The sequence below is a fragment of the Rugamonas sp. FW305-51 genome (assembly GCF_058786935.1).
Genome location: NZ_JBYSZG010000072.1, coordinates 1 through 18,254, shown reverse-complemented (window position 1 = coordinate 18,254; position 18,254 = coordinate 1). Strand labels below are relative to the sequence as shown.

General features: G+C 64.9%; 12 protein-coding genes. 2 read left to right on the top strand and 10 right to left on the bottom strand.

From position 1 onward, the window contains the following. The first annotated feature begins 346 nt into the window (after positions 1 to 346). The gene (locus tag AC3WOS_RS27285) at positions 347 to 2,233 is read left to right on the top strand and encodes a sigma-54-dependent Fis family transcriptional regulator (RefSeq protein ID WP_492720286.1); all 1,887 of its coding nucleotides are present in this window, start codon (positions 347 to 349) and stop codon (positions 2,231 to 2,233) included. Positions 2,234 to 2,241: 8 nt separating this feature from the next. Here the strand turns inward: AC3WOS_RS27285 and AC3WOS_RS27280 are convergent, their stop codons facing one another. From AC3WOS_RS27280 to AC3WOS_RS27250, 7 genes are all read right to left on the bottom strand, one after another. Further along, positions 2,242 to 3,222, bottom strand: a complete 981-nt coding sequence (locus AC3WOS_RS27280) for an FAD:protein FMN transferase (protein WP_492720284.1) — start codon at positions 3,220 to 3,222, stop codon at positions 2,242 to 2,244. Next, positions 3,219 to 5,327, bottom strand: a complete 2,109-nt coding sequence (locus AC3WOS_RS27275; RefSeq protein WP_492720282.1) for a 4Fe-4S binding protein — start codon at positions 5,325 to 5,327, stop codon at positions 3,219 to 3,221. Before AC3WOS_RS27275 ends, AC3WOS_RS27280 begins: the two co-directional genes overlap by 4 nt. A 60-nt stretch (positions 5,328 to 5,387) precedes the next feature. After that, on the bottom strand, positions 5,388 to 6,542 hold the full coding sequence (locus tag AC3WOS_RS27270) for a porin (RefSeq protein WP_492720280.1): 1,155 nt from the start codon (positions 6,540 to 6,542) through the stop codon (positions 5,388 to 5,390). Positions 6,543 to 6,890: 348 nt separating this feature from the next. Next, positions 6,891 to 8,585, bottom strand: a complete 1,695-nt coding sequence (locus tag AC3WOS_RS27265) for a methanol/ethanol family PQQ-dependent dehydrogenase (RefSeq protein ID WP_492720290.1) — start codon at positions 8,583 to 8,585, stop codon at positions 6,891 to 6,893. Positions 8,586 to 8,663: 78 nt separating this feature from the next. Next, entirely contained in the window at positions 8,664 to 9,059 is a 396-nt protein-coding gene (locus AC3WOS_RS27260; protein ID WP_492720278.1) for a DUF779 domain-containing protein, read from the bottom strand. A 124-nt stretch (positions 9,060 to 9,183) separates the two neighbouring features. Then, positions 9,184 to 10,704 carry an aldehyde dehydrogenase gene (gene adh / locus AC3WOS_RS27255; RefSeq protein ID WP_492720276.1) on the bottom strand — a complete coding sequence of 507 codons (1,521 nt, stop codon included), beginning with the start codon at positions 10,702 to 10,704 and terminating at the stop codon, positions 9,184 to 9,186. A gap of 237 nt (positions 10,705 to 10,941) precedes the next feature. Next, entirely contained in the window at positions 10,942 to 11,877 is a 936-nt protein-coding gene (locus AC3WOS_RS27250; protein WP_492720274.1) for a beta-propeller fold lactonase family protein, read from the bottom strand. A gap of 197 nt (positions 11,878 to 12,074) precedes the next feature. Here AC3WOS_RS27250 and AC3WOS_RS27245 point away from each other — a divergent pair, with 197 nt between their 5' ends. Next, a complete protein-coding gene (locus tag AC3WOS_RS27245) occupies positions 12,075 to 14,213 on the top strand; it encodes a TonB-dependent receptor family protein (protein WP_492720272.1) in 2,139 nt (712 codons plus the stop codon). Here the strand turns inward: AC3WOS_RS27245 and AC3WOS_RS27240 are convergent. The 3 genes from AC3WOS_RS27240 to pedF are packed head-to-tail and all read right to left on the bottom strand — an operon-like array spanning position 14,210 to position 17,970. Then, entirely contained in the window at positions 14,210 to 16,606 is a 2,397-nt protein-coding gene (locus AC3WOS_RS27240) for a TonB-dependent receptor (protein ID WP_492720288.1), read from the bottom strand. The two genes, AC3WOS_RS27245 and AC3WOS_RS27240, sit on opposite strands and share 4 nt — an antisense overlap. Positions 16,607 to 16,608: 2 nt before the next feature. Further along, positions 16,609 to 17,442, bottom strand: a complete 834-nt coding sequence (locus AC3WOS_RS27235; protein ID WP_492720270.1) for a substrate-binding periplasmic protein — start codon at positions 17,440 to 17,442, stop codon at positions 16,609 to 16,611. Between the two features lie 54 nt (positions 17,443 to 17,496). Beyond that, the gene (pedF, locus tag AC3WOS_RS27230) at positions 17,497 to 17,970 is read right to left on the bottom strand and encodes a cytochrome c-550 PedF (RefSeq protein WP_492720268.1); all 474 of its coding nucleotides are present in this window, start codon (positions 17,968 to 17,970) and stop codon (positions 17,497 to 17,499) included. Between the last annotated feature and the right edge of the window lie 284 nt (positions 17,971 to 18,254).

The window sequence follows — 18,254 nt, the reverse complement described above, 5'->3', positions numbered from 1 at the left end:
GTCAACCCCTCGTTTTTCACCCCGTTTAACTCGCATTTGCATGCACCGTTTTGCGGGGAGACGAACTATAGCAAACACTCTTCTCGCTTGGCAAGTTTTTTGTACCGGCTGGCACCATGCTTGCTTACTACTCCATTAGCAACGGTGTCCACACAGATGGGACAACTGCTTTTGCTCAAAATTTGCGCAGGTGCTACATTATGGAACACCTGTCGCACGAGAGAGCCGTCAATAACGGCCTAACGGAGATATCGAGAACGCCATGCACCAACAGACTGCTCCAGATCTGCACAGTGCCCCTTCGTCCGCATTAGGGGCAACTTCCGCAAACGCGTGGGCGGACAAGATGCCGCTTATTATCGAGTCATCGCACCAGCGCTCCCTATCCTATGGCCTCAATCCTGAAGGCCGACCGGAGTTCAATCCGCTGGCACGCAGTGACCTCAATGTACTGATAGAACAGAACCGCCTGCTGCATGCCCATGCCCTGCCGGCCATGGAAACCTTGTACCAGCAGATCGTCAACACCCACAATATGGTGATCCTGACCGACGCCAATGGGGTAATCGTCCATTCGCTGGGCGATGACGACTTCCTGGAAAAGGCCAACCGTGTCGCGCTGCAGCCCGGCGTGGCCTGGTCCGAAGAAAGCCGGGGCACCAACGCGATCGGCACCGCCATTGCCGAAAATTCGCCGGCCCTGGTCCACGCGGACCAGCACTATCTGGCGGCCAACCACTTCCTGACCTGTTCCGCCGCCCCCATCACCGACCATCTGGGCAACGTGATCGGTGTGCTCGACGTTTCGGGCGACCAGCGCAGCTTCCACAAGCACACCATGGCCCTGGTGCGCATGTCGGCGCTGATGATAGAGAACCAGCTGTTTTCCGCCACCTTTGAAGACGCGATCACGCTGCACTTCCACGTCCGGCCGGAATTCATCGGCACGCTGATGGAAGGCATAGCCTCGTTCAGCCCCGGCGGCCGCTTCCTGTCCGCCAACCGCAACGGCCTGTTCCAGCTCGGACTGTCGTATGCGGCGCTGCAGTCGCACACCTTCAGCTCCCTGTTCGGGCTACCCGTTTCGGCACTGTATGAGCATTACCGCACCGCCTCGCCCGGCCTGCTGAACCTGTGCATGCACAACGGCGTGCGGGTGTTCGGCCGCGCCCAGCTGCGCCTGTCCAACAGCGTATTCCAGCAAGCGCTGACAGAACCACACGGCGCCTCGTCCGGCGCGCCGCAACCGGCCAGCCGCGCCACCGGCAATGCGCGCCGCCTGTCCGGCCTGCGCTACCTGCGCACCGGCGATCCGCAGCTGGAACTAGTGATCGAAAAAGTCAGCAAGGTACTGGGACGCGACATTCCCATCATGATCATGGGCGAGACCGGCACCGGCAAGGAGCTGCTGGCCCAGGCCATCCATAACGATTCGCCGCGTGCCATGAGTCCCTTCGTGGCCGTCAACTGCGCCTCGATTCCCGAGACCCTGATCGAGTCCGAGCTGTTCGGCTATGAAGACGGCGCCTTCACCGGCGCGCGCAAGAAAGGCGCGGCCGGCAAGATCCTGCAAGCCAATGGCGGCACCCTGTTCCTGGACGAGATCGGCGACATGCCTTTCAGCCTGCAGGCGCGCCTGCTGCGCGTGCTGCAGGAACGCATGGTGACCCCGCTTGGCAGCGACAAGTCCATCCCCGTCAACGTGGAGCTGATCTGCGCCACCAACCACAACCTGCGCGAACGCATGGCGCAGGGCCTGTTCCGCGAAGACCTGTATTACCGGCTCAACGGCCTGGTGGTCAAGCTGCCGCCGCTGCGCGAACGCACGGACCTGGAAACGGTGGTCAAGAAGATCCTGGCCGCCGAATCGGACAACGGCAACTACGAAGTCTCGCCCGAAATCCTGCACCTGTTCCGGCGTCACAAGTGGCCCGGCAACTTCCGCCAGTTGACCAACCTGCTGCGCACGGCCATCGTCATGGCCGGCGACGAGCAGGAAATCGGCTTGCGCCACATGCCGGACGACTTCCTGGACGATATCGAACAGACCCAGGCCATCGAAACCCAGGCCACCACCGCGCAGATGATCGCCACCGGCGCCAACCTGGAAGAGATGGAGCAATCGGTCATCCTGCGCTCGCTGGAAGCGAACGGCGGCAATGTGTCGGCGACGGCGCGCGCGCTGGGCGTGTCGCGCAATACCATCTACCGCAAGGTGCCTAACCTGAAGTAGCAGCGCCGTCAGGCCGGCGGCGGAAAGGTCGGCGTTTGCCAGCTGCGGCCCTGTTTATCGATGGTCATCAGGTCCACGCCGGGCAACTGGGCGGCCAGCGCGGCCGCCCGTGTCCGCCCCATCACCATGAAGGCGGTCGATAGTCCGTCGGCCAGCATGCCGCTGGGCGCCAGCACGCTGACGCTGGCCAGCTCCGCCGGCGAATCGCCCAGCGCCGGATCGAAGATATGGTGGTGCGCGAAGTCGGGCGTGAATGTGGCCTCGTAGTCGCCCGATGTCGCCACCCCGCAGCCTTCGATGTACAGCGTGGTGGCCAGCGCATCGGCGTTGCGCGGCGCGCGTATGCCCAGCGTCCACGGCTGCCGGTGCTGCTTGCGCCCGCGCGCGACGAACTCCCCCGTGTCCAGCAGCGCATGCTGGATGCCGCGCGCCTGCAGCGCTGCCAGCGCGCGGTCAGCCGCATAGCCCTGGGCCAGGCCGTTGAGCGTAATGGCCATGCCCGGCCTGGCCAGCCGCACCGCCTCCTGGTCGAACTCCAGCTCCTGCCAACCGACCAGCGCGCGCGCCTGCCTGCGCGCCGCCTCGGTCGGCAGCCTGCCGTGCGCCGCCGCCTCGCTGTAGGCCCGCCACAAGGGCTGGACGGTGATGTCGAATGCGCCATCGCTGACCATGGACAGCTCGCGCGCCTGCGCCAGCACCTCCAGCAATTGCCCGTCCGGCTGCGCCAGCAAGCCGTCGCGGTTGAGCTGGTACACCTGGCTGGCCGGGTGGTAGATGCTCATCAAGCGGTCCACCCGCTGTGCCGCATGCAGGGCCTCGTCTATCGCCAGCCGGGCCAGCCGGGCATCGGCGTGCAGCACCGACACCGAAATCGTGGTGCCGAACGCCAGCGCCGCACCGCTGTGCAATTGCTGGTCGGAACACAGTGCCAGGCCGCTGGCGCCCGCCAGCACGCCCATCGAGGCACATAAAAAGGTACGGCGTTTCATGACTGGCCTCCTGCCATTGGCACAATGGGAATGGTGCGCCTGCGTTTAAGCTCCAGTATCCGCGGCGCGCATTTCTCGTCGCTCTCGTAGATCACCACGCAATCCATGCACTGGAAGCACTCGGCGTAATCGATCTCGCCCGACGGCTTGATAGCCTGGTAATCGCAGCTGTGGCGGCAGGTCTGGCACGGCTTGCCGCACTCGCTGCGGCGCGCGATCCACGACAGCAGCCGGAACCTGCCCAGCAGCGCCAGCGCCGCGCCGAACGGACACAGGTAGCGGCAATAGAATTTGTAGACGAAGGCGCTGGCCGCCAGCGTCGCCACGGCATAGGCCACGAATGGCCACGACCGGGCAAAACCCAGCGTGATCGAGGTCTTGAACGGTTCCAGCTCCACCAGCCGGTCGGTCCACACGTCCGCCAGCAGCGTGCTGGCAACGATCAGCGCCAGCACGACATACTTGAGACGCTTCAGGCGCGCATCCGTTGCGCTGCGCAGGCGATGCTGCGGTAGCCCGAACCTCTGGGCGGCCTTGCCGACCAACTCCTGCAGGGCGCCGAACGGACAAAGCCAGCCGCAGAAAGTGCCCCGGCCCCACGCCACCAGCGAGACGAGGACGAACGCCCACAACACCACTGTCATCGGATCGAACAGCATGAATTCGAGGCTGCGGTGCGCCAGCAGCGCCTGCAGCACGCCGGTGATGTTCACGATGGAGAGCTGTCCCTGGGCGTAATAGCCGACGAAGGCGATGGTGAAGACCAGGTAGCCGCGCCGGAACCAGGCGAACCGCGCGCCGTCGGCGCTCAGGCGCTTCTGCATCGTCAGCGCCGCAGCCAGCATGGCCAGCCCGGCCGCCAGCACCAGCAGGTCCACGGCGCGGCCACGCCAGATCGCCCGCCATGACTTGTCGTTACCCTCGGGCGCGACATAGAAGCGTTCCGGCAGCCGGTATTCGAGCTCGAACGCCCGCGTGATCCGCTCCGGGTACACAATGCCCTTCTTGCGTACGAGCGGCAGCGAGAAATGCAAGACACCGGCCGGATCCAATCCGGCCTGCCCGATGACGCGGAACGCCGTCACCGTAAAGTCGGGCAGCTGCTCGCGCGCCACCGTCAGGTCCAGGTCCAGGTCGCGCATGTCGATCGGCAGCTGGTCCTGCTTTAACAGCAGCCGTTCGGACAGGCTGCCGCGCACGAAGTCATCGCCCGTCACGCTGTAACGCCCGTTCGTCATGACCAGGATGGCATGGTCGCCCTCCTCCAGCCGGCCTTTGAGCTTGCGCCAGCCACGCTCGGTCAGCAGGTTGCGGCCCACGGACGGCACGGAGACGCAGGCCACGTACAGGTCGATGAACAGGCCGTCCGGATGCGCCAGCCCCTCCGGGTCCAGGCCCGCGCCTTCACTGCCGGCGAACAGGCGCTCGACGTCGCGGTTGCTGAGACGCAGGTGCTGCACCAGCCCCTCCGACAGCATGCGCTGCAAATCCATGATCTCGAACAGGTCTGGCTTCACCCGCGCGATCTGGTCCGGATCGCGTCCCTGCGCGAAGCCCAGCTTTTTACGCGATACCTTGAGCGCCGCCGCCAATACGCTCTGGTTGATGATGCGCACCGAGGCCGTGGCCTTCGATACGCCGTCGATATAGGCATGCGCGGCGTCGGGATGACGCTCGCGCTTGCTGTTGGTTTCGATGCTGATGTTCTGCTTGAGCGACAAGCCCCTGTACTGTTTGACGAACTGGAACAGCGGCCCTTCGCCCAGGCCGTCCAGGAATACCGGCTCGTGCTGCGACAGCACGGCCACGTCGAGAAATCCGCCCTGCGGATCGATGGCCACCAGCAGGTTGGGCGGCACGCCCGCGAACCCCGGCACCGGCGCCAGGTCGGCCGATTCGAACACATAAGCCACCAGCTCCGTGGCGGTCGCGTTCTGCTTGATGATGGGCCAGACCGGCAGGTCGGCATCGCGCTCGCCCACCATCAGCGGCGCCGGGAAGCGCCGCTCCAGCTCCGCCTTATCGAGCACACCGGCGCGCGCCGGCACTGCCGCCAGCAACATGGCCAGCAATACGGCGCTACAGATGGCAAGCAAAACACGCATGGCTGTCCTGTGGTCTCATGCCGCGGTGCGATGGACCGCACCGCGGCAAGTGCAGCGCGATCAGAAGAAGATGATGCCGCCGACGGAGACGCCGTTCATCTTCGCCTCGCCACCGCCAAAGCCCTTGGAACGGGTCTGGCCCACTTCGCCGACCAGCGAGATGGCGCTGGTGAGCGAGTAGTACAAACCGGCCGTCAGGTTGGCGTTCGACTTCAGACCGCCGGTGCCGACGGTGTTGTCGTCGTTCTTGGTGATGCCGTAGCCCAGGCCCAGCTTGAGCTTCTCCGATGGCTTGTAGGTCGCCTGCACGAAGTAGCTCTTCGATTTGACATCGCCCTGGTCCGCATCCGACAGCACACCGAGGCCTTTGCCGCCCTGGGCGTTGGCCAGCACGCCGAGCGCGCCGGCCTGGTAGGAAGCACCGATCTCCATGGCCGACATGGTGAAGTCGTTCACGCCCGGCGTGACGGACGTGAACTTCTGCGACTTGGCGCCCAGCCAGCCCTTGAAGCCGTCGGCCGCATAGCTCAGCTGCGCCTGCACCTGCGGGCTGTTCTTGGCCGAGTAGGTCGATGCGGCCACCACGGGCGTATCGGCCACTGGGCTCATCAGCGCGGCGTCGAAGCCGATGCCGGAGGCCGACTTGGGTGCGCTGTACGCCATCTGGCCGTAGTAGCCCACATAGCTGTAGCCGGCGCCGATGTGGCCCAGCGTGACGCGGCCGCGCTGGGTGGCCTGCACCGGTGCGCCGGAACCGATCAGCGTCATGTCGCCGAAGATGGCGCCCGCGCCGAAGATGCCGTTGTCGCGGCCCAGCTTGACCGTGCCCATGTCGGCGTTACCGAATGTGAAGTAAGCCTGGCGCACGTCGACGCCGCTGTTGGCGGCGATGGCGCTGTCGGTGGCGGTGGCGTTGTAGATGCCGATCAGTGCTTTCACATCGTAGTCGCCCTGGCGCGACGAAGCCGACGTGACCAGGCCGTTCGGCAGCAGGCCGTTGCCGATGGTGGTGCGGTTCTTCTCGCCGCCGCAGCCCAGGCCCTGGCCTGCCAGCGCCAGCCCGCCCACGGCATCACCGGAGCACGACACCTGCGTGTAATAGGCATTGACGATGCCGCCGACATTGACCGTCCAGTCGCCAGCCTTGATGTCCACCGCCTGTGCCGATTGCGTACCTGCAGCTGCGATTGCGCCCAGCAAGAAAATCTTCTTCATCACATTCTCCATATTGTTCTAAGTTTGGTCAGACACATCACCTTTGATGTAATCGTGTAATGGCAATTTGCGTGCCCGTTGTGGCGCAGGGGGAGAGATGGGTGAAATGCGCTGCGCGCTGTGCTGTATCGGATCAGCAGCGGCGGGCACTGTTCTAAATTTGACCGCCATGCGCGCGCGCAGCATGGCGCACAGCGTGAACACGGCAAGGACTGGGCAGAGGCGCGGAAGAGGTGCGGCAAAGGCACGGCACAAAAAAAAACTGACGGCCGAAGCCGTCAGCGAAAAGAAGCGTTCAAGCGCCAAGGGGAGACTAGCCGCGCATGATTTGAACGCCCACGACGAAAATCATTTTGCCGGCAGTTTGAAGACCCATACCGAGCCGCCCTGCTCCAGGAAGTTGACCTTCTTGGCCACTTCGCCGCCCCACAGCGGAACGGCGCCGCCCCAGCCCGACACCACGGCCACATACTGGGTGCCGCCATCCTGCCACGTCACAGGAGGTGCCACCACGCCGGAACCGGTCTGGAACTTCCACAGTTCCTTGCCGCTCTTGGCGTCGACCGCCTTCAGGTAACCTTCAGGCGTACCGTAGAACACCAGGCCGCCGGCGGTGGTCATCACGCCGCCCCACAGCGGAGCGTTGTTCTTGATTTCCCAGACGATCTTGCCGGTCTTGGGATCGACCGCGCGCATGGCGCCGATGTAGTCTTCGTTGAGCGGACGGATGGTGAAGCCCGCGCCCAGGTAGGCGCCGCCCTTCTTGTAGCTGACCGGCTCATTCCAGATGTCCATGCCCCACTCGTTGGCCGGCACGTAGAACAGTTTGGTCTGCGGGTTGTAGGCCATCGGCATCTGGTTCTTCGCGCCCAGGAAGGCCGGCGCCGAGAACACGGTGGTGCCCTTCTTGCCTGCCTCGCCCTGGGTCGGATCGCCGGGACGGTTTTCCTTCACGTAGTTGGGACGGCCCGTCTTGAGGTCGATGCTGGTGGCCCAGGTGATCTTCTTCACGAACGGGAAGGCGTTCTGCAGCTTGCCGTTCTTGGCGTCGATCACATAGAAGAAGCCATTGCGGTCGGCCTTGCCGCCGTAGCGCTTGCCGTCCATGTCGAAGGTGACGAACTCGTTGGCGCCGTCGAAGTCCCAGGAATCGTTAGGCGTGTTCTGGTATGCCCACTTGATCTGGCCCGTCTTCGGGTCGAGCGCCACGGTGGACGACGAGTACAGGTTGTCGCCGGGACGCAGGTGGCTGTTCCATGGCGCCGGATTGCCGGTGCCGAAGTAGGCCAGCTTGGTGCTCGGATCGTAGGTGCCGCCCATCCAGGTCGAGGCGCCGCCGGTCTTCCACAGGTCGCCCGGCCAGGTCTTGTTGACGGTGCCGGAAACGCCGTTCTCGATCGCGTTGCCATCCTTGTCGTAGCGGAAGCCCATATGGCCTTCCACGGTGGGGCGGGTCCACAGCAGTTCGCCCGTCATCGGGTTGCGCGCCTCGACGCGGCCGACAATGCCGAACTCGCCGCCGGAGACGCCCGTCAGCAGCACGCCGTCAGCGATCAGCGGTGCGGCCGTCATCGAGTAGCCGGCCGCGTAGTCGTCGACCTTCTCCTTCCACACCACCTTGCCGGTGTCCTGGTCCAGCGCCACCAGCTGCGCGTCCAGCGTGCCGAAGATGACGAGGTTGCCGAACACGGCGGCGCCGCGGTTGACCACGTCGCAGCAAGGCATGATGGCGTCGGGCAGGCGGTGCTCGTACTTCCACAGCTTGGCGCCGGTTTTCAGGTCGATGGCGAAGATGCGCGAATACGACGCGGTGATGAACATCTTGCCGTTGTAGATGATGGGCTGCGATTCCTGGCCGCGCTGCTTTTCGCCGCCGAACGAGAACGACCATGCCGGCACCAGACCGGCCACGTTCTTGGTATTGATTTGCGTGAGCGTGGAAAAGCGCTGACCCTCCGAGCCCATGCCAAACGACAGCACGCTGTCGGTGGCCTTGCTGGCATCATTGAGCATGGCCGTGGTGACGTTGGCGCCGTGCGCCATCGTCAGGACGCTCAGGCCGACCAACGATGCGATGATTTTTTTTTGCACAATCTTCTCCTCTGTTCCCGTTTTTCGAATTTAGCTACTGTGTTTTACTGCGTGCTGCTCCGCGCTGTTGAGTACCGCCAGCTCCTCGTCCGTAAACAGGCGCGAGCGGGTCAGGAAGCGCTTACCGGTACCGTTATCGAGCGAGAACATACCGCCGTTCCCTTCCACGACATCGATGATCAACTGCGTGTGTTGCCAGTACTCGAACTGCTCCAGTCCCATGTAAAACGGCGTGCCATCGAGGTTGCCGAGATAGACATCCGTGTCGCTGAGATTGAAGTCTCCGGCGCCATAGCACATCGGCGCGCTGCCGTCGCAGCAGCCGCCCGACTGAAAGAACATCAGCGGACCGTGCTGGCGGCGCAGGCTGGCCAGGAATTCCAGTGCCGCCGGGGTGGCGGTCACGCGGGCGATGGCATTATTCATGGGCTTCCTTTCGCAATCCCGGCGCCGCGGGCGGCGCCGGGATTTCATCAAGCGCTCAGAGGCTGGTTCAAAATGCCCGTGGCGAGGCGCCACAACGAAGCCACGGGCTTTTTGAAACGGCCGATTAGAAGAAACCGAGCGCGTTCGGGCTGTAGCTGACCAGCAGGTTCTTGGTCTGCTGGTAGTGGTCCAGCATCATCTTGTGGTTTTCGCGGCCGATACCGGACTGCTTGTAACCGCCGAACGCGGCGTGCGCAGGGTACAGGTGGTAGCAATTGGTCCACACGCGGCCGGCCTGGATGGCGCGGCCGACGCGGAAGGCACGCGAACCGTCACGGGTCCACAGGCCGGCGCCCAGGCCGTACAGGGTGTCGTTGGCGATGGCCAGCGCTTCCGCTTCATCCTTGAAGGTGGTCACCGACACCACCGGGCCAAAGATCTCTTCCTGGAAGATGCGCATCTTGTTGTTGCCCTTGAAGACGGTAGGACGCACGTAGAAGCCGCCTTCCAGTTCGCCCGCCTGGGCGCTGCGCGAACCGCCAGCCAGCAGTTCGGCGCCTTCCTGCTTGCCGATGTCCATGTAGGACAGGATCTTTTCCAGCTGTTCCTGCGACGCCTGGGCGCCGATCATGGTCGACGCGTCGAGCGGGTTGCCCTGCTTGATGGCGGCCACGCGGGCCAGTGCGCGCTCGATGAACTTCTCGTAGATCGATTCCTGGATCAGCACGCGCGATGGGCAGGTGCACACTTCGCCCTGGTTCAGCGCGAACATGGCGAAACCTTCCAGGCACTTGTCGAAGAAGGCGTCGTCCGCCTCCATCACATCCTCGAAGAAGATGTTGGGCGACTTGCCGCCCAGTTCCAGCGTGACGGGAATCAGGTTCTGTGCGGCGTATTGCATGATCAGGCGGCCGGTGCCCGTTTCGCCGGTGAAGGCGATCTTGGCGATACGCTTGCTCGATGCCAGCGGCTTGCCGCACTCCAGGCCGAAGCCGTTGACCACGTTCAGCACGCCCGGCGGCAGCAGGTCGCCGATCACTTCCAGCAGCACCATGATCGAGGCCGGGGTCTGTTCGGCCGGTTTGAGCACCACGCAGTTGCCGGCAGCCAGCGCAGGGGCCAGCTTCCAGACGGCCATCAGGATAGGGAAGTTCCAGGGAATGATCTGGCCAACGACGCCGAGCGGCTCATGGAAGTGGTAGGCATAGGTTTCGGAGTCGATCTGGGCGACGGAACCTTCCTGGGCGCGGATGCAGCCGGCGAAATAGCGGAAGTGGTCGATCGCCAGCGGGATGTCGGCGGCCATGGTTTCGCGGATAGGCTTGCCGTTGTCGATGGTCTCGGCGGTGGCGATCAGCTTCAGGTTCGCCTCCATGCGATCGGCAATGCGGTTCAGGATGTTGGCGCGTTCGGCCGGCGAGGTCTTGCCCCAGGCGGCCTTGGCGGCGTGGGCGGCGTCCAGCGCCAGTTCCACGTCCGCTTCGGTGGAGCGGGCGATTTCGCAGAAGACCTGGCCCGTGATGGGCGTGATGTTACCGAAATATACCCCGTTGACCGGCGGGACGAATTTGCCGCCGATGTAGTTGTCGTAGCGTGCTTTGAATGGGCTGGCGACGCCAAGTTTGCTGATATCCGCGAGATTCATGTCATCCTCTTTCTGCTGTGGTTATGGGACCGTTCCGTGACGGCGTTGGTAAGGCACATGGTCCTATTCGCAAACACCGTGCCAGCACCTCGAATCGGCCCGGCTGCAGGGCCGCGACACTGTGCCGGAGCGAAGAATCGCAGGCCGGCGGGCCGCTGCTGCGCCAGCGCCGCACTGTCACACCTGTTCAGGTTTGGAACAGGTGTGACACATGGCTGGCGCCAGCTGGCGGATCAGCTAGCGGATCACTACCCCCCATGGCAGCTCGCCGACGGCGATGTCGGCCCGTTTGGCGGCGCTGGCCGTGTCGATCGCCGAGACGCTGTTGGAGCGCCCGTTGGCCACATACAAAGTAGCGCCGTCCGCCGTGAGCGCCATGTTCCACGGCCGCTTGCCGACGGCGATGGTATGGATCACGGCATTGCGCGCCGTATCGATCACCATCACGCTGCCGTCGATGCCGTTCGAGACGTAGACCCGCGCCCCGTCCGGGCTGACGGCGATGCCGTTCGAGTTCTTGCCGGCCGCGATCTGCGCCACCGCCTTGCGCTGCTCCATGTCGATCACATAGACCGTGTTGACCAGCTCGCACGCCACGTAGGCCAGGCGGCCGTCGGGCGAAAAGCCCATGCCGCGCGGCCGCCGCCCCACCGCCACCGTGCCCACCTGGCGCCGGGCCGCCACGTCGATCACGTCGACCTGCTCGGCCTCCTCCGCGCTCACCAGCAGCCAGCGCCCGTCCGGGCTGAAGACGGCATGCTCGGGATTCTTGCCTTGCACCTTGATATCGGCGAGCACCTGGCCGTCGGCCGCGCCGATCAGCGTCACGCTGTTGCTCTCCTCGACCGCCACCGCCACCAGCGCGCCGTCGGCCGACGCGCTCACGCCTTCGGGCGACTTGCCCAGGGCAATGCTGCGCACCGTGGCGCCGCTGGCCGCATCGATCACCAGCAGGGCGTTGCTGACGGCGTCGGTGACGTACAGATGGCGCCCGGCCGGGTCGGCGGCGATGCCGCGCGGACGCTTGCCGGCTGCGATCTCGCGCACCACCGTGCCGGTGGCCACATCGATCACGCTGAGACTGGACGATTTCTCGTTCGGCACGTAGGCGAACGGCGCCGCATGCACCTGTGCGCACAGCAGCAACAGGGCGAATAAAGTGGACGTTTTCACGGGATGACCTTTCAACGGGTTGTTATCGGATGCGCGGGTTCGCGCGCGTGCGCGATAACTTATGCAATCGGCGTGCCACGGGCGAATACCCACAATGGCCGTATGGCAAGTAAATTGCTTACATCAGGGGACAGACTTGCCAGTGCGCGCCGCGCCCGGAGCAGGCGTGAACCGTCAACCCGCTTGGAGACAACAACATGAAACACCATCCCTTCCGACTCAACGCCGTGGCCGCGCTGTTCGCGGCCGGCAGCGCGCTGGCGCCGCAGGCCTATGCCGGCGCCGGCGAGGCACCGGACGCCGGCGCCGTGGCCGACGTCGTGGTCATCAGCGGCAGCCGCGCCGGCCACACCAGCTTCGAGCTGCCGGCGGCGCTCGACGTGGTCGACACGGCCCGCCTGCGCGACAGCCAGGCCCGCGTCAATGCCTCGGAAGCGCTGGTGGCGGTGCCCGGCCTGGTGGTGCAGAACCGGCAGAATTATGCGCAGGACCTGCAGATCTCCTCGCGCGGCTTCGGCGCCCGCTCGGCCTTCGGCGTGCGCGGCGTGCATCTGGTGGCCGACGGCATCCCGGCCAGCATGCCGGACGGCCAGGGCCAGGCCGCCACCTTCAATCTCGACATGGCGGACCACATCGAAGTGCTGCGCGGCCCCTTTTCCGCCCTGTATGGCAACCACTCCGGCGGCGTGATCCAGCTCGTCACGCGCGACGGCGAAGGCGCGCCGACGGTCGAAATGAACCTGACCGGCGGCAGCGACGGCGCGCGCAAGGTGGACCTGAACGCGCAGGGCAAGTCCGGCAGCGTAGGCTATGTGCTTGACGCCTCGCGTTTCGACACGGACGGCTACCGCGCCCACAGCGCCGCCCGCCGTGACCAGGCCTACGCCAAGCTGACGCTGGCGCCCATGGCCGGCGCCAGGCTGACCATTGTCGCCAACGGGCTGCGCCAGGACGACACCCAGGACCCGCTGGGCGTGACCTGGGCCACCTTCCAGCGCGATCCGCGTGCCGGCGAAACCGACACCACCGATCCCCTGTCGCCCAAGCGCACCTTTGCGGAACGCTACAACACCCGCAAGAGCATCGACCACCAGCAGGCCGGCGCCGTCTGGGAGCAAGCCTACGGCGACGACCGCCTGCGCGCCACGGTCTATGGCGGCAATCGCGACGTGATCCAGTACCAGGCGTTTTCCAAGGCCTTCCAGGCGCCGGCCAGCCATTCCGGCGGCGTGGTCGATTTCGAGCGCAATTTCCACGGCACGGACCTCAACTGGCTGCACGTAGGCCAGCTGGCCGGCGGCAAGCTCAGTACCACCTTCGGCATCGAGTACGGTCACTCCAGCGACGCGCGCCAGGGTTTCGAAAACTTCATCGGCACGCAATTCGGCGTCAAGGGCAAGCTGCGGCGCGACGAGGACGACATCGTCTCCAATGTCGATCCCTACCTGCAGGCGGAATGGCAGTCCGGCCCGTGGCTGGCGACGGCCGGCCTGCGCCACAGCCGCGTCAAGATCGAAGTGGACGACCACTTCCTCAGCAACGGCAACGACAGCGGCAACCTGACCTACAGCCACACCACGCCGGTACTGGGCCTGCTGTACCAGGTGTCGCCGCAGCTGAACGTGTACGGCAGCGCGGCGCGCGGCTTCGAGACCCCGACCCTCAATGAACTGTTCTATTCGGGCGCCGGGGCCGGCTTCAATTTCCGCCTGCAGGCGGCCAACAGCACCCATCTGGAAGCGGGCATCAAGGCCCAGCCGGTGGAAGGCACGCGCGTCAACGCCGCCCTGTTCCAGGTCCGCACCAGCGACGAACTGGTAGTCGACAGTGCGGTGGGCGGCCGTACCAGCTACCGCAACGGCGGCAATACGCTGCGCCAGGGCGCCGAACTGTCGCTCGACGCCAGCTGGCGCTATGGCCTGAGCACCCGCCTGGCGCTGACCACGCTGCGCGCCGTGTACGACCAGGCGTTCGGCACGGTCCAGCAAGGCAGCCGCCTGCCCGGTGTACCGAACGCGAACATGTACATGGAACTGGCATGGGCCGACCGCAGCGGCCACCTGGGCGCTGCGCTGGAAGGCATGGCCAGCGGCCGCATCTACGCGGAAGACGCCAACGCCGAGAAGCCCGCTCCCGGCTACGGCTTGCTGAACGCCCGCGTCACCGCCAACGAGGAGTGGAAGGGCTGGACCTTCAAGCAGTTCGTGCGGGTGAACAACCTGCTCGACAAGACCTATGTGGGATCGGTGATCGTGGGCGACACCAACAAGCGCTATTACGAAGCCGCACCGGGTCGCAACTGGCTGATGGGCGCCAGCGCCCGCTATGCCTTTTAGAAGCGGTAACGCAGCCCGGCCACCACGGAACGCGGTGCGCCGGGTGCCACGAACCGGACCGGCTCCGCCTGCACTGCGCCGTCCAGCGGTTGCAGCAGGCGACCGTTCGGGAACATATCCGGCGCCACGGCGCCAAAGGTTTCATAACGGCGGTTGGTCACGTTGTTGATGCGCGCGTACAGCTCCCAACGCGGCGCAGGCCGATAGCTCATATGCAGGCCTAGCAGCGCATAGCCGCGCACGCGCAGGTCGGCCGCCTGCGGCGCCTGGCCTTGCTGCGTATCGGCGATCAACCCGTCTTCATTGCCTTGCGTGACCAGGTCGGATTTCGCCACCAGTTCCGCCCCCACCGTCAGCGCCGGCGTGGCGCGCCAGTCCACATCTAGCTTGACCGTATGGCGCGGCAGCCCGGCAATGCGCGTGCCGGCCGCCACCTGCACGTTGCGCGCGCCGGTGAACAGCGTGCCGTCGGCATCGTAGACGGCCTGCAGGTAGCTGTAGCTCAGGTGCGCCGTGACGTCGCCCAGCTGGCCGCTGGCGCTCAAGTCCGCGCCCTGGTGGCGGGTCCGCTTGAAATTGGAGAAGTAGCCCTGCTGGGTGGTGCCCGCACTGCGGAACAGGATATCGTCCTGGTTGACGGTGCGGTAGACCGACAGCGTGGCGCTGGTGCCATGGCCGCCCTGCCAGCGCGCGCCCGCCTCGACGGTGCGCGACACGACCTGCTTCAGATAGGGATCGGATTGCAGGCCCACCGGCAGGCGGCAAGGCTGCCCGGGGTCGGCGCAACCAAGTTCGATCACGGTCGGCACGCGTGTGCTCTGCGACCAGTTGGCCAGCAGGGCCAGGCCGGCGCCGGTGTCATGTACCAGCCCGATGGCGGGGTTGAGCTTTTGATAGGTGAACGCCTCCGGCATCTGCGCCGTGCCGGCGTTGACCAGCGTGCTGGCCACGCGCGCGCGGTTGTAGCGCGCGGACGCCGTCACATGGGTGGCGGAGGTCACGCTCCAGGTATCGGAGCCGTACAGCCCTACCGTACGGGAACTGCCGGAGACGGACGATGTCGCCTCGCGCCCGGCAGCCGGATCGGCCTGCACCCCGCGGTCTGGCGTGAAGTAGGCGGCTTGCTCGAACTGGGCGAAACTGACGCTGCTGCGGTCGAAGGTCAGGCCAGCGAGCAGCTTATGCGCCGCCACATCCTTGCTCAAATTGACGCTCAGGCCCTGACTGTTCTGGCGGGTACTGGTAGTGTTGAGCGAAGCAGGATGCAGCAGCGCGGCAGATGCACGGTTGTAGCCGCAACTGTCCGGATTTGCCGCGCTGCCGTCGGCCAGGAAGCCGGCGCCGCAATCGGCCAGGTAGTCGCCATAGCCCTCGCTGATGTCGCCGTTGACCGTGTCGCGCCGGCTGTTGCGGACATAGGCGTTGGCCGACAGTTCGCCCGCCTCGCCCAGATTGTTGACCATACTGAATACGGCCTGGTGCAGGCGGTTGCGCGTCTCGTCGGCGTAAGTATAGATGGTGCGGCGGTTGGTTTCATACAGCCCGCCGCCGGGTGCCTCGCCATTGCCCGGGTAACTGGGCAGCAGGCCATTGCCCACCAGGCGGCTGCTACCGCCGAGCAGTGCCAGGTTCCAGTCGGTGTCGCCGCGGGTGCCCCCCAGCTTCAGGTACAGATTGCCGAGCCGCCCGGCCGAATGCTCGCGCCATCCGCTGTCGTTGAACAGGGTCGCCGCCAGGAAGGCATGCCATGGTTGTTCCCCGCTGTAGCCATAGGCCAGGTCGGTCCGCCGCTGGCCGTTGCTGGCGTCGGAAACACTGACGTCCAGCCCGGGATGGGTCTTGCCCGACTTGCTGTTCAGCGCCAGTGCGCCGCCCAGCGAATTCAAGCCGTACAGCGGATTGGAACCGGGCGCCAGCAGCACGCTGCCGATGGCCGCCTCCGGCACCATGTCCCAGTTGACGACGTCGCCGAACGGTTCGTTCACGCGCACGCCGTCCAGATAAACGGAAATACCTTGCGAGCTGCCCAGCACCGGCGACGCGCGAAAGCCGCGGAACGTTACGTCGTTCTGGAACGGACTACCCGATATTTCGTTGATGCCCACGCCGGTCAGCGTGCGGGCCATGAATTCGCTCAGGTTTTCGCCGGCCGGTTGCTGCATGCTGCGCGACGATGCCGTCTGCACCGAATAAGGCAGCAGGTTGCGGTCTATCCCCAGGCCGGGCAAGGGCGCGACGCCGACGACGTCGATCGACAGCAGGGCCATCGCCGGCCCTGCCGCCAGTTCCGGCAACGCCTGCTGGGCCGCTGGTGTGTCCTGTTCCGCCCGGGCTGCGGCCACCGCCAATGTCAGCGCAACGGCTGTCGCCAGCCGCGTGCGCCGCAGCGCCATGTTCACGGCTGCACCAGATGCACGCCGTATTTTGCAAAGATGGCTTGCAACTCGCCGCTGCTGCGCAAGTCATTCATGGCCGACTGCAGCAGCTTGGCCACATCCTGGTCATCCTTGCGCACGGCCATGCCGACCGCCCAGCCCGCGCGCGGCAAGCGCTGGAAGTTGGCCTCATCGAGCGGGAACGCGGGATCGCTCTTGAGCGAGGCCTCGATCTCCGAACGGTTGGCCAGCACCGCATCGATCTTGCCGGCCTTGAGCTGTTCCAGCGCCTGCGCCGCCGTGTCGAAAATGCGCACGTTGTCGCGGAAGCGGCCATTGCCTTCACCCAGCATCACCATCGCCGCGATCGACACTTTTTCGACACCGATGGTCTTGCCGTCCAGCGAGTCGAGGCCGGCATAGGCCGGAATGCTCTTGGCGCTGCGCACCAGGCGCACCGTCTCCACGTGGTAGGGAGCGAAGATGCGGACCTTGTCGTTTGCGTTCATCAGCTGGGGCTCGACCGGCACGTGCAGCATCACGTCGGCCGGGCCGTAACCGAGGTAGTGGCCCTTCCAGACCATGTTGCGCAAATCGTCGCTCAGGTTTTCGCCCGCGGGGAAAGGCAACAGGCTGAGCTTGAGACCCAACTTGTGTGCCAGTGCCTCGGCCACGTCGACATCGATACCGGCGCTATGGTCGGAATAGGGCGCGAACTCGTTGTACACCGCCACCTTGAGCGCACCGGACTGCTGGATCTTGCTCCAGTCGGCACGCGCAGGGGAAACGGCGCACATCAGCACGCCGGCCAGGGCAATCGTCGCGCTTGTGGCGCGCATGGAAAACTTGAACATGAGAGCACCTTGGAATCAAAAAAACGCCTGTCGGGTTTGCAGGAGGGGCGAGACTTATTTCACTTCCCGGCGGTCTTCCAGATAGGTCTTGATGGCCCACATGGCTTCCTGGTTGAACACGCCCTCGAACGGCGGCATGTAGACGGCGCCGTTACGCACCTTGCCGTGGCGGATGGAGGTCAGGAAGTAGTTGTCCGTCTCCTTGTAGCAAGCCTGCTTCTTCTTGTCGTTCTTGATGTCGAAGCAGTCGCGGTCCAGCTTGCGCAGGTCGGGCGCGATGCCGCCCGTGATGGCTTCCAGGCCGTGGCAGCGGGCGCAGTTCTGGCCGTAAGCGGAGCTGCCGATCTTCAGGGCCAGCTTGTTGCCGCGGTACGGATTCTGGTCCAGCCACTTGTCGCCCAGCGGCGCCAGGCCGGAGGTATCGACGGCTTGCGGCGTCACGTTGCCGTGGCCGTAGGCGATCATGGAGGTGAGAGCAGCCGTAGCGAAAGCGGCGCCAGCGAAGAGAGTGCGAATTGGATGTTGCATGGTGGTCTCCTACCGTTTTGAAATGATTAATATCAAGGTAGTGAGCAATTGCCGTGCCATGTGTTTCGTGGGCAGGAATGAGGGATGATTGTCCCAATATGTGACAGGTGTTACATCGCGATGACCGCCCCGGAAATCGGAATGGCCGGCCCGTAAATGCGGCAGACGAAAAAAAACCCCAACCGGATCACCGGATGGGGTTTTTTCATATAACTAGCCTGACGATAACCTACTTTCACACTGGTTGCAGCACTATCATCGGCGCAGAGTTGTTTCACGGTCCT

Bases quoted from the DNA above. Each gene is read 5' to 3' on its own strand.
- AC3WOS_RS27285 (WP_492720286.1), top strand. From the start codon at position 347: ATGCCGCTTATTATCGAGTCATCGCACCAGCGCTCCCTATCCTATGGC.
- AC3WOS_RS27280 (WP_492720284.1), bottom strand. From the start codon at position 3,222: ATGAAACGCCGTACCTTTTTATGTGCCTCGATGGGCGTGCTGGCGGGC.
- AC3WOS_RS27275 (WP_492720282.1), bottom strand. From the start codon at position 5,327: ATGCGTGTTTTGCTTGCCATCTGTAGCGCCGTATTGCTGGCCATGTTG.
- AC3WOS_RS27270 (WP_492720280.1), bottom strand. From the start codon at position 6,542: ATGAAGAAGATTTTCTTGCTGGGCGCAATCGCAGCTGCAGGTACGCAA.
- AC3WOS_RS27265 (WP_492720290.1), bottom strand. From the start codon at position 8,585: ATGGCGCACGGCGCCAACGTCACCACGGCCATGCTCAATGATGCCAGC.
- AC3WOS_RS27260 (WP_492720278.1), bottom strand. From the start codon at position 9,059: ATGAATAATGCCATCGCCCGCGTGACCGCCACCCCGGCGGCACTGGAA.
- adh (WP_492720276.1), bottom strand. From the start codon at position 10,704: ATGAATCTCGCGGATATCAGCAAACTTGGCGTCGCCAGCCCATTCAAA.
- AC3WOS_RS27245 (WP_492720272.1), top strand. From the start codon at position 12,075: ATGAAACACCATCCCTTCCGACTCAACGCCGTGGCCGCGCTGTTCGCG.
- AC3WOS_RS27240 (WP_492720288.1), bottom strand. From the start codon at position 16,606: ATGGCGCTGCGGCGCACGCGGCTGGCGACAGCCGTTGCGCTGACATTG.
- AC3WOS_RS27235 (WP_492720270.1), bottom strand. From the start codon at position 17,442: ATGTTCAAGTTTTCCATGCGCGCCACAAGCGCGACGATTGCCCTGGCC.
- pedF (WP_492720268.1), bottom strand. From the start codon at position 17,970: ATGCAACATCCAATTCGCACTCTCTTCGCTGGCGCCGCTTTCGCTACG.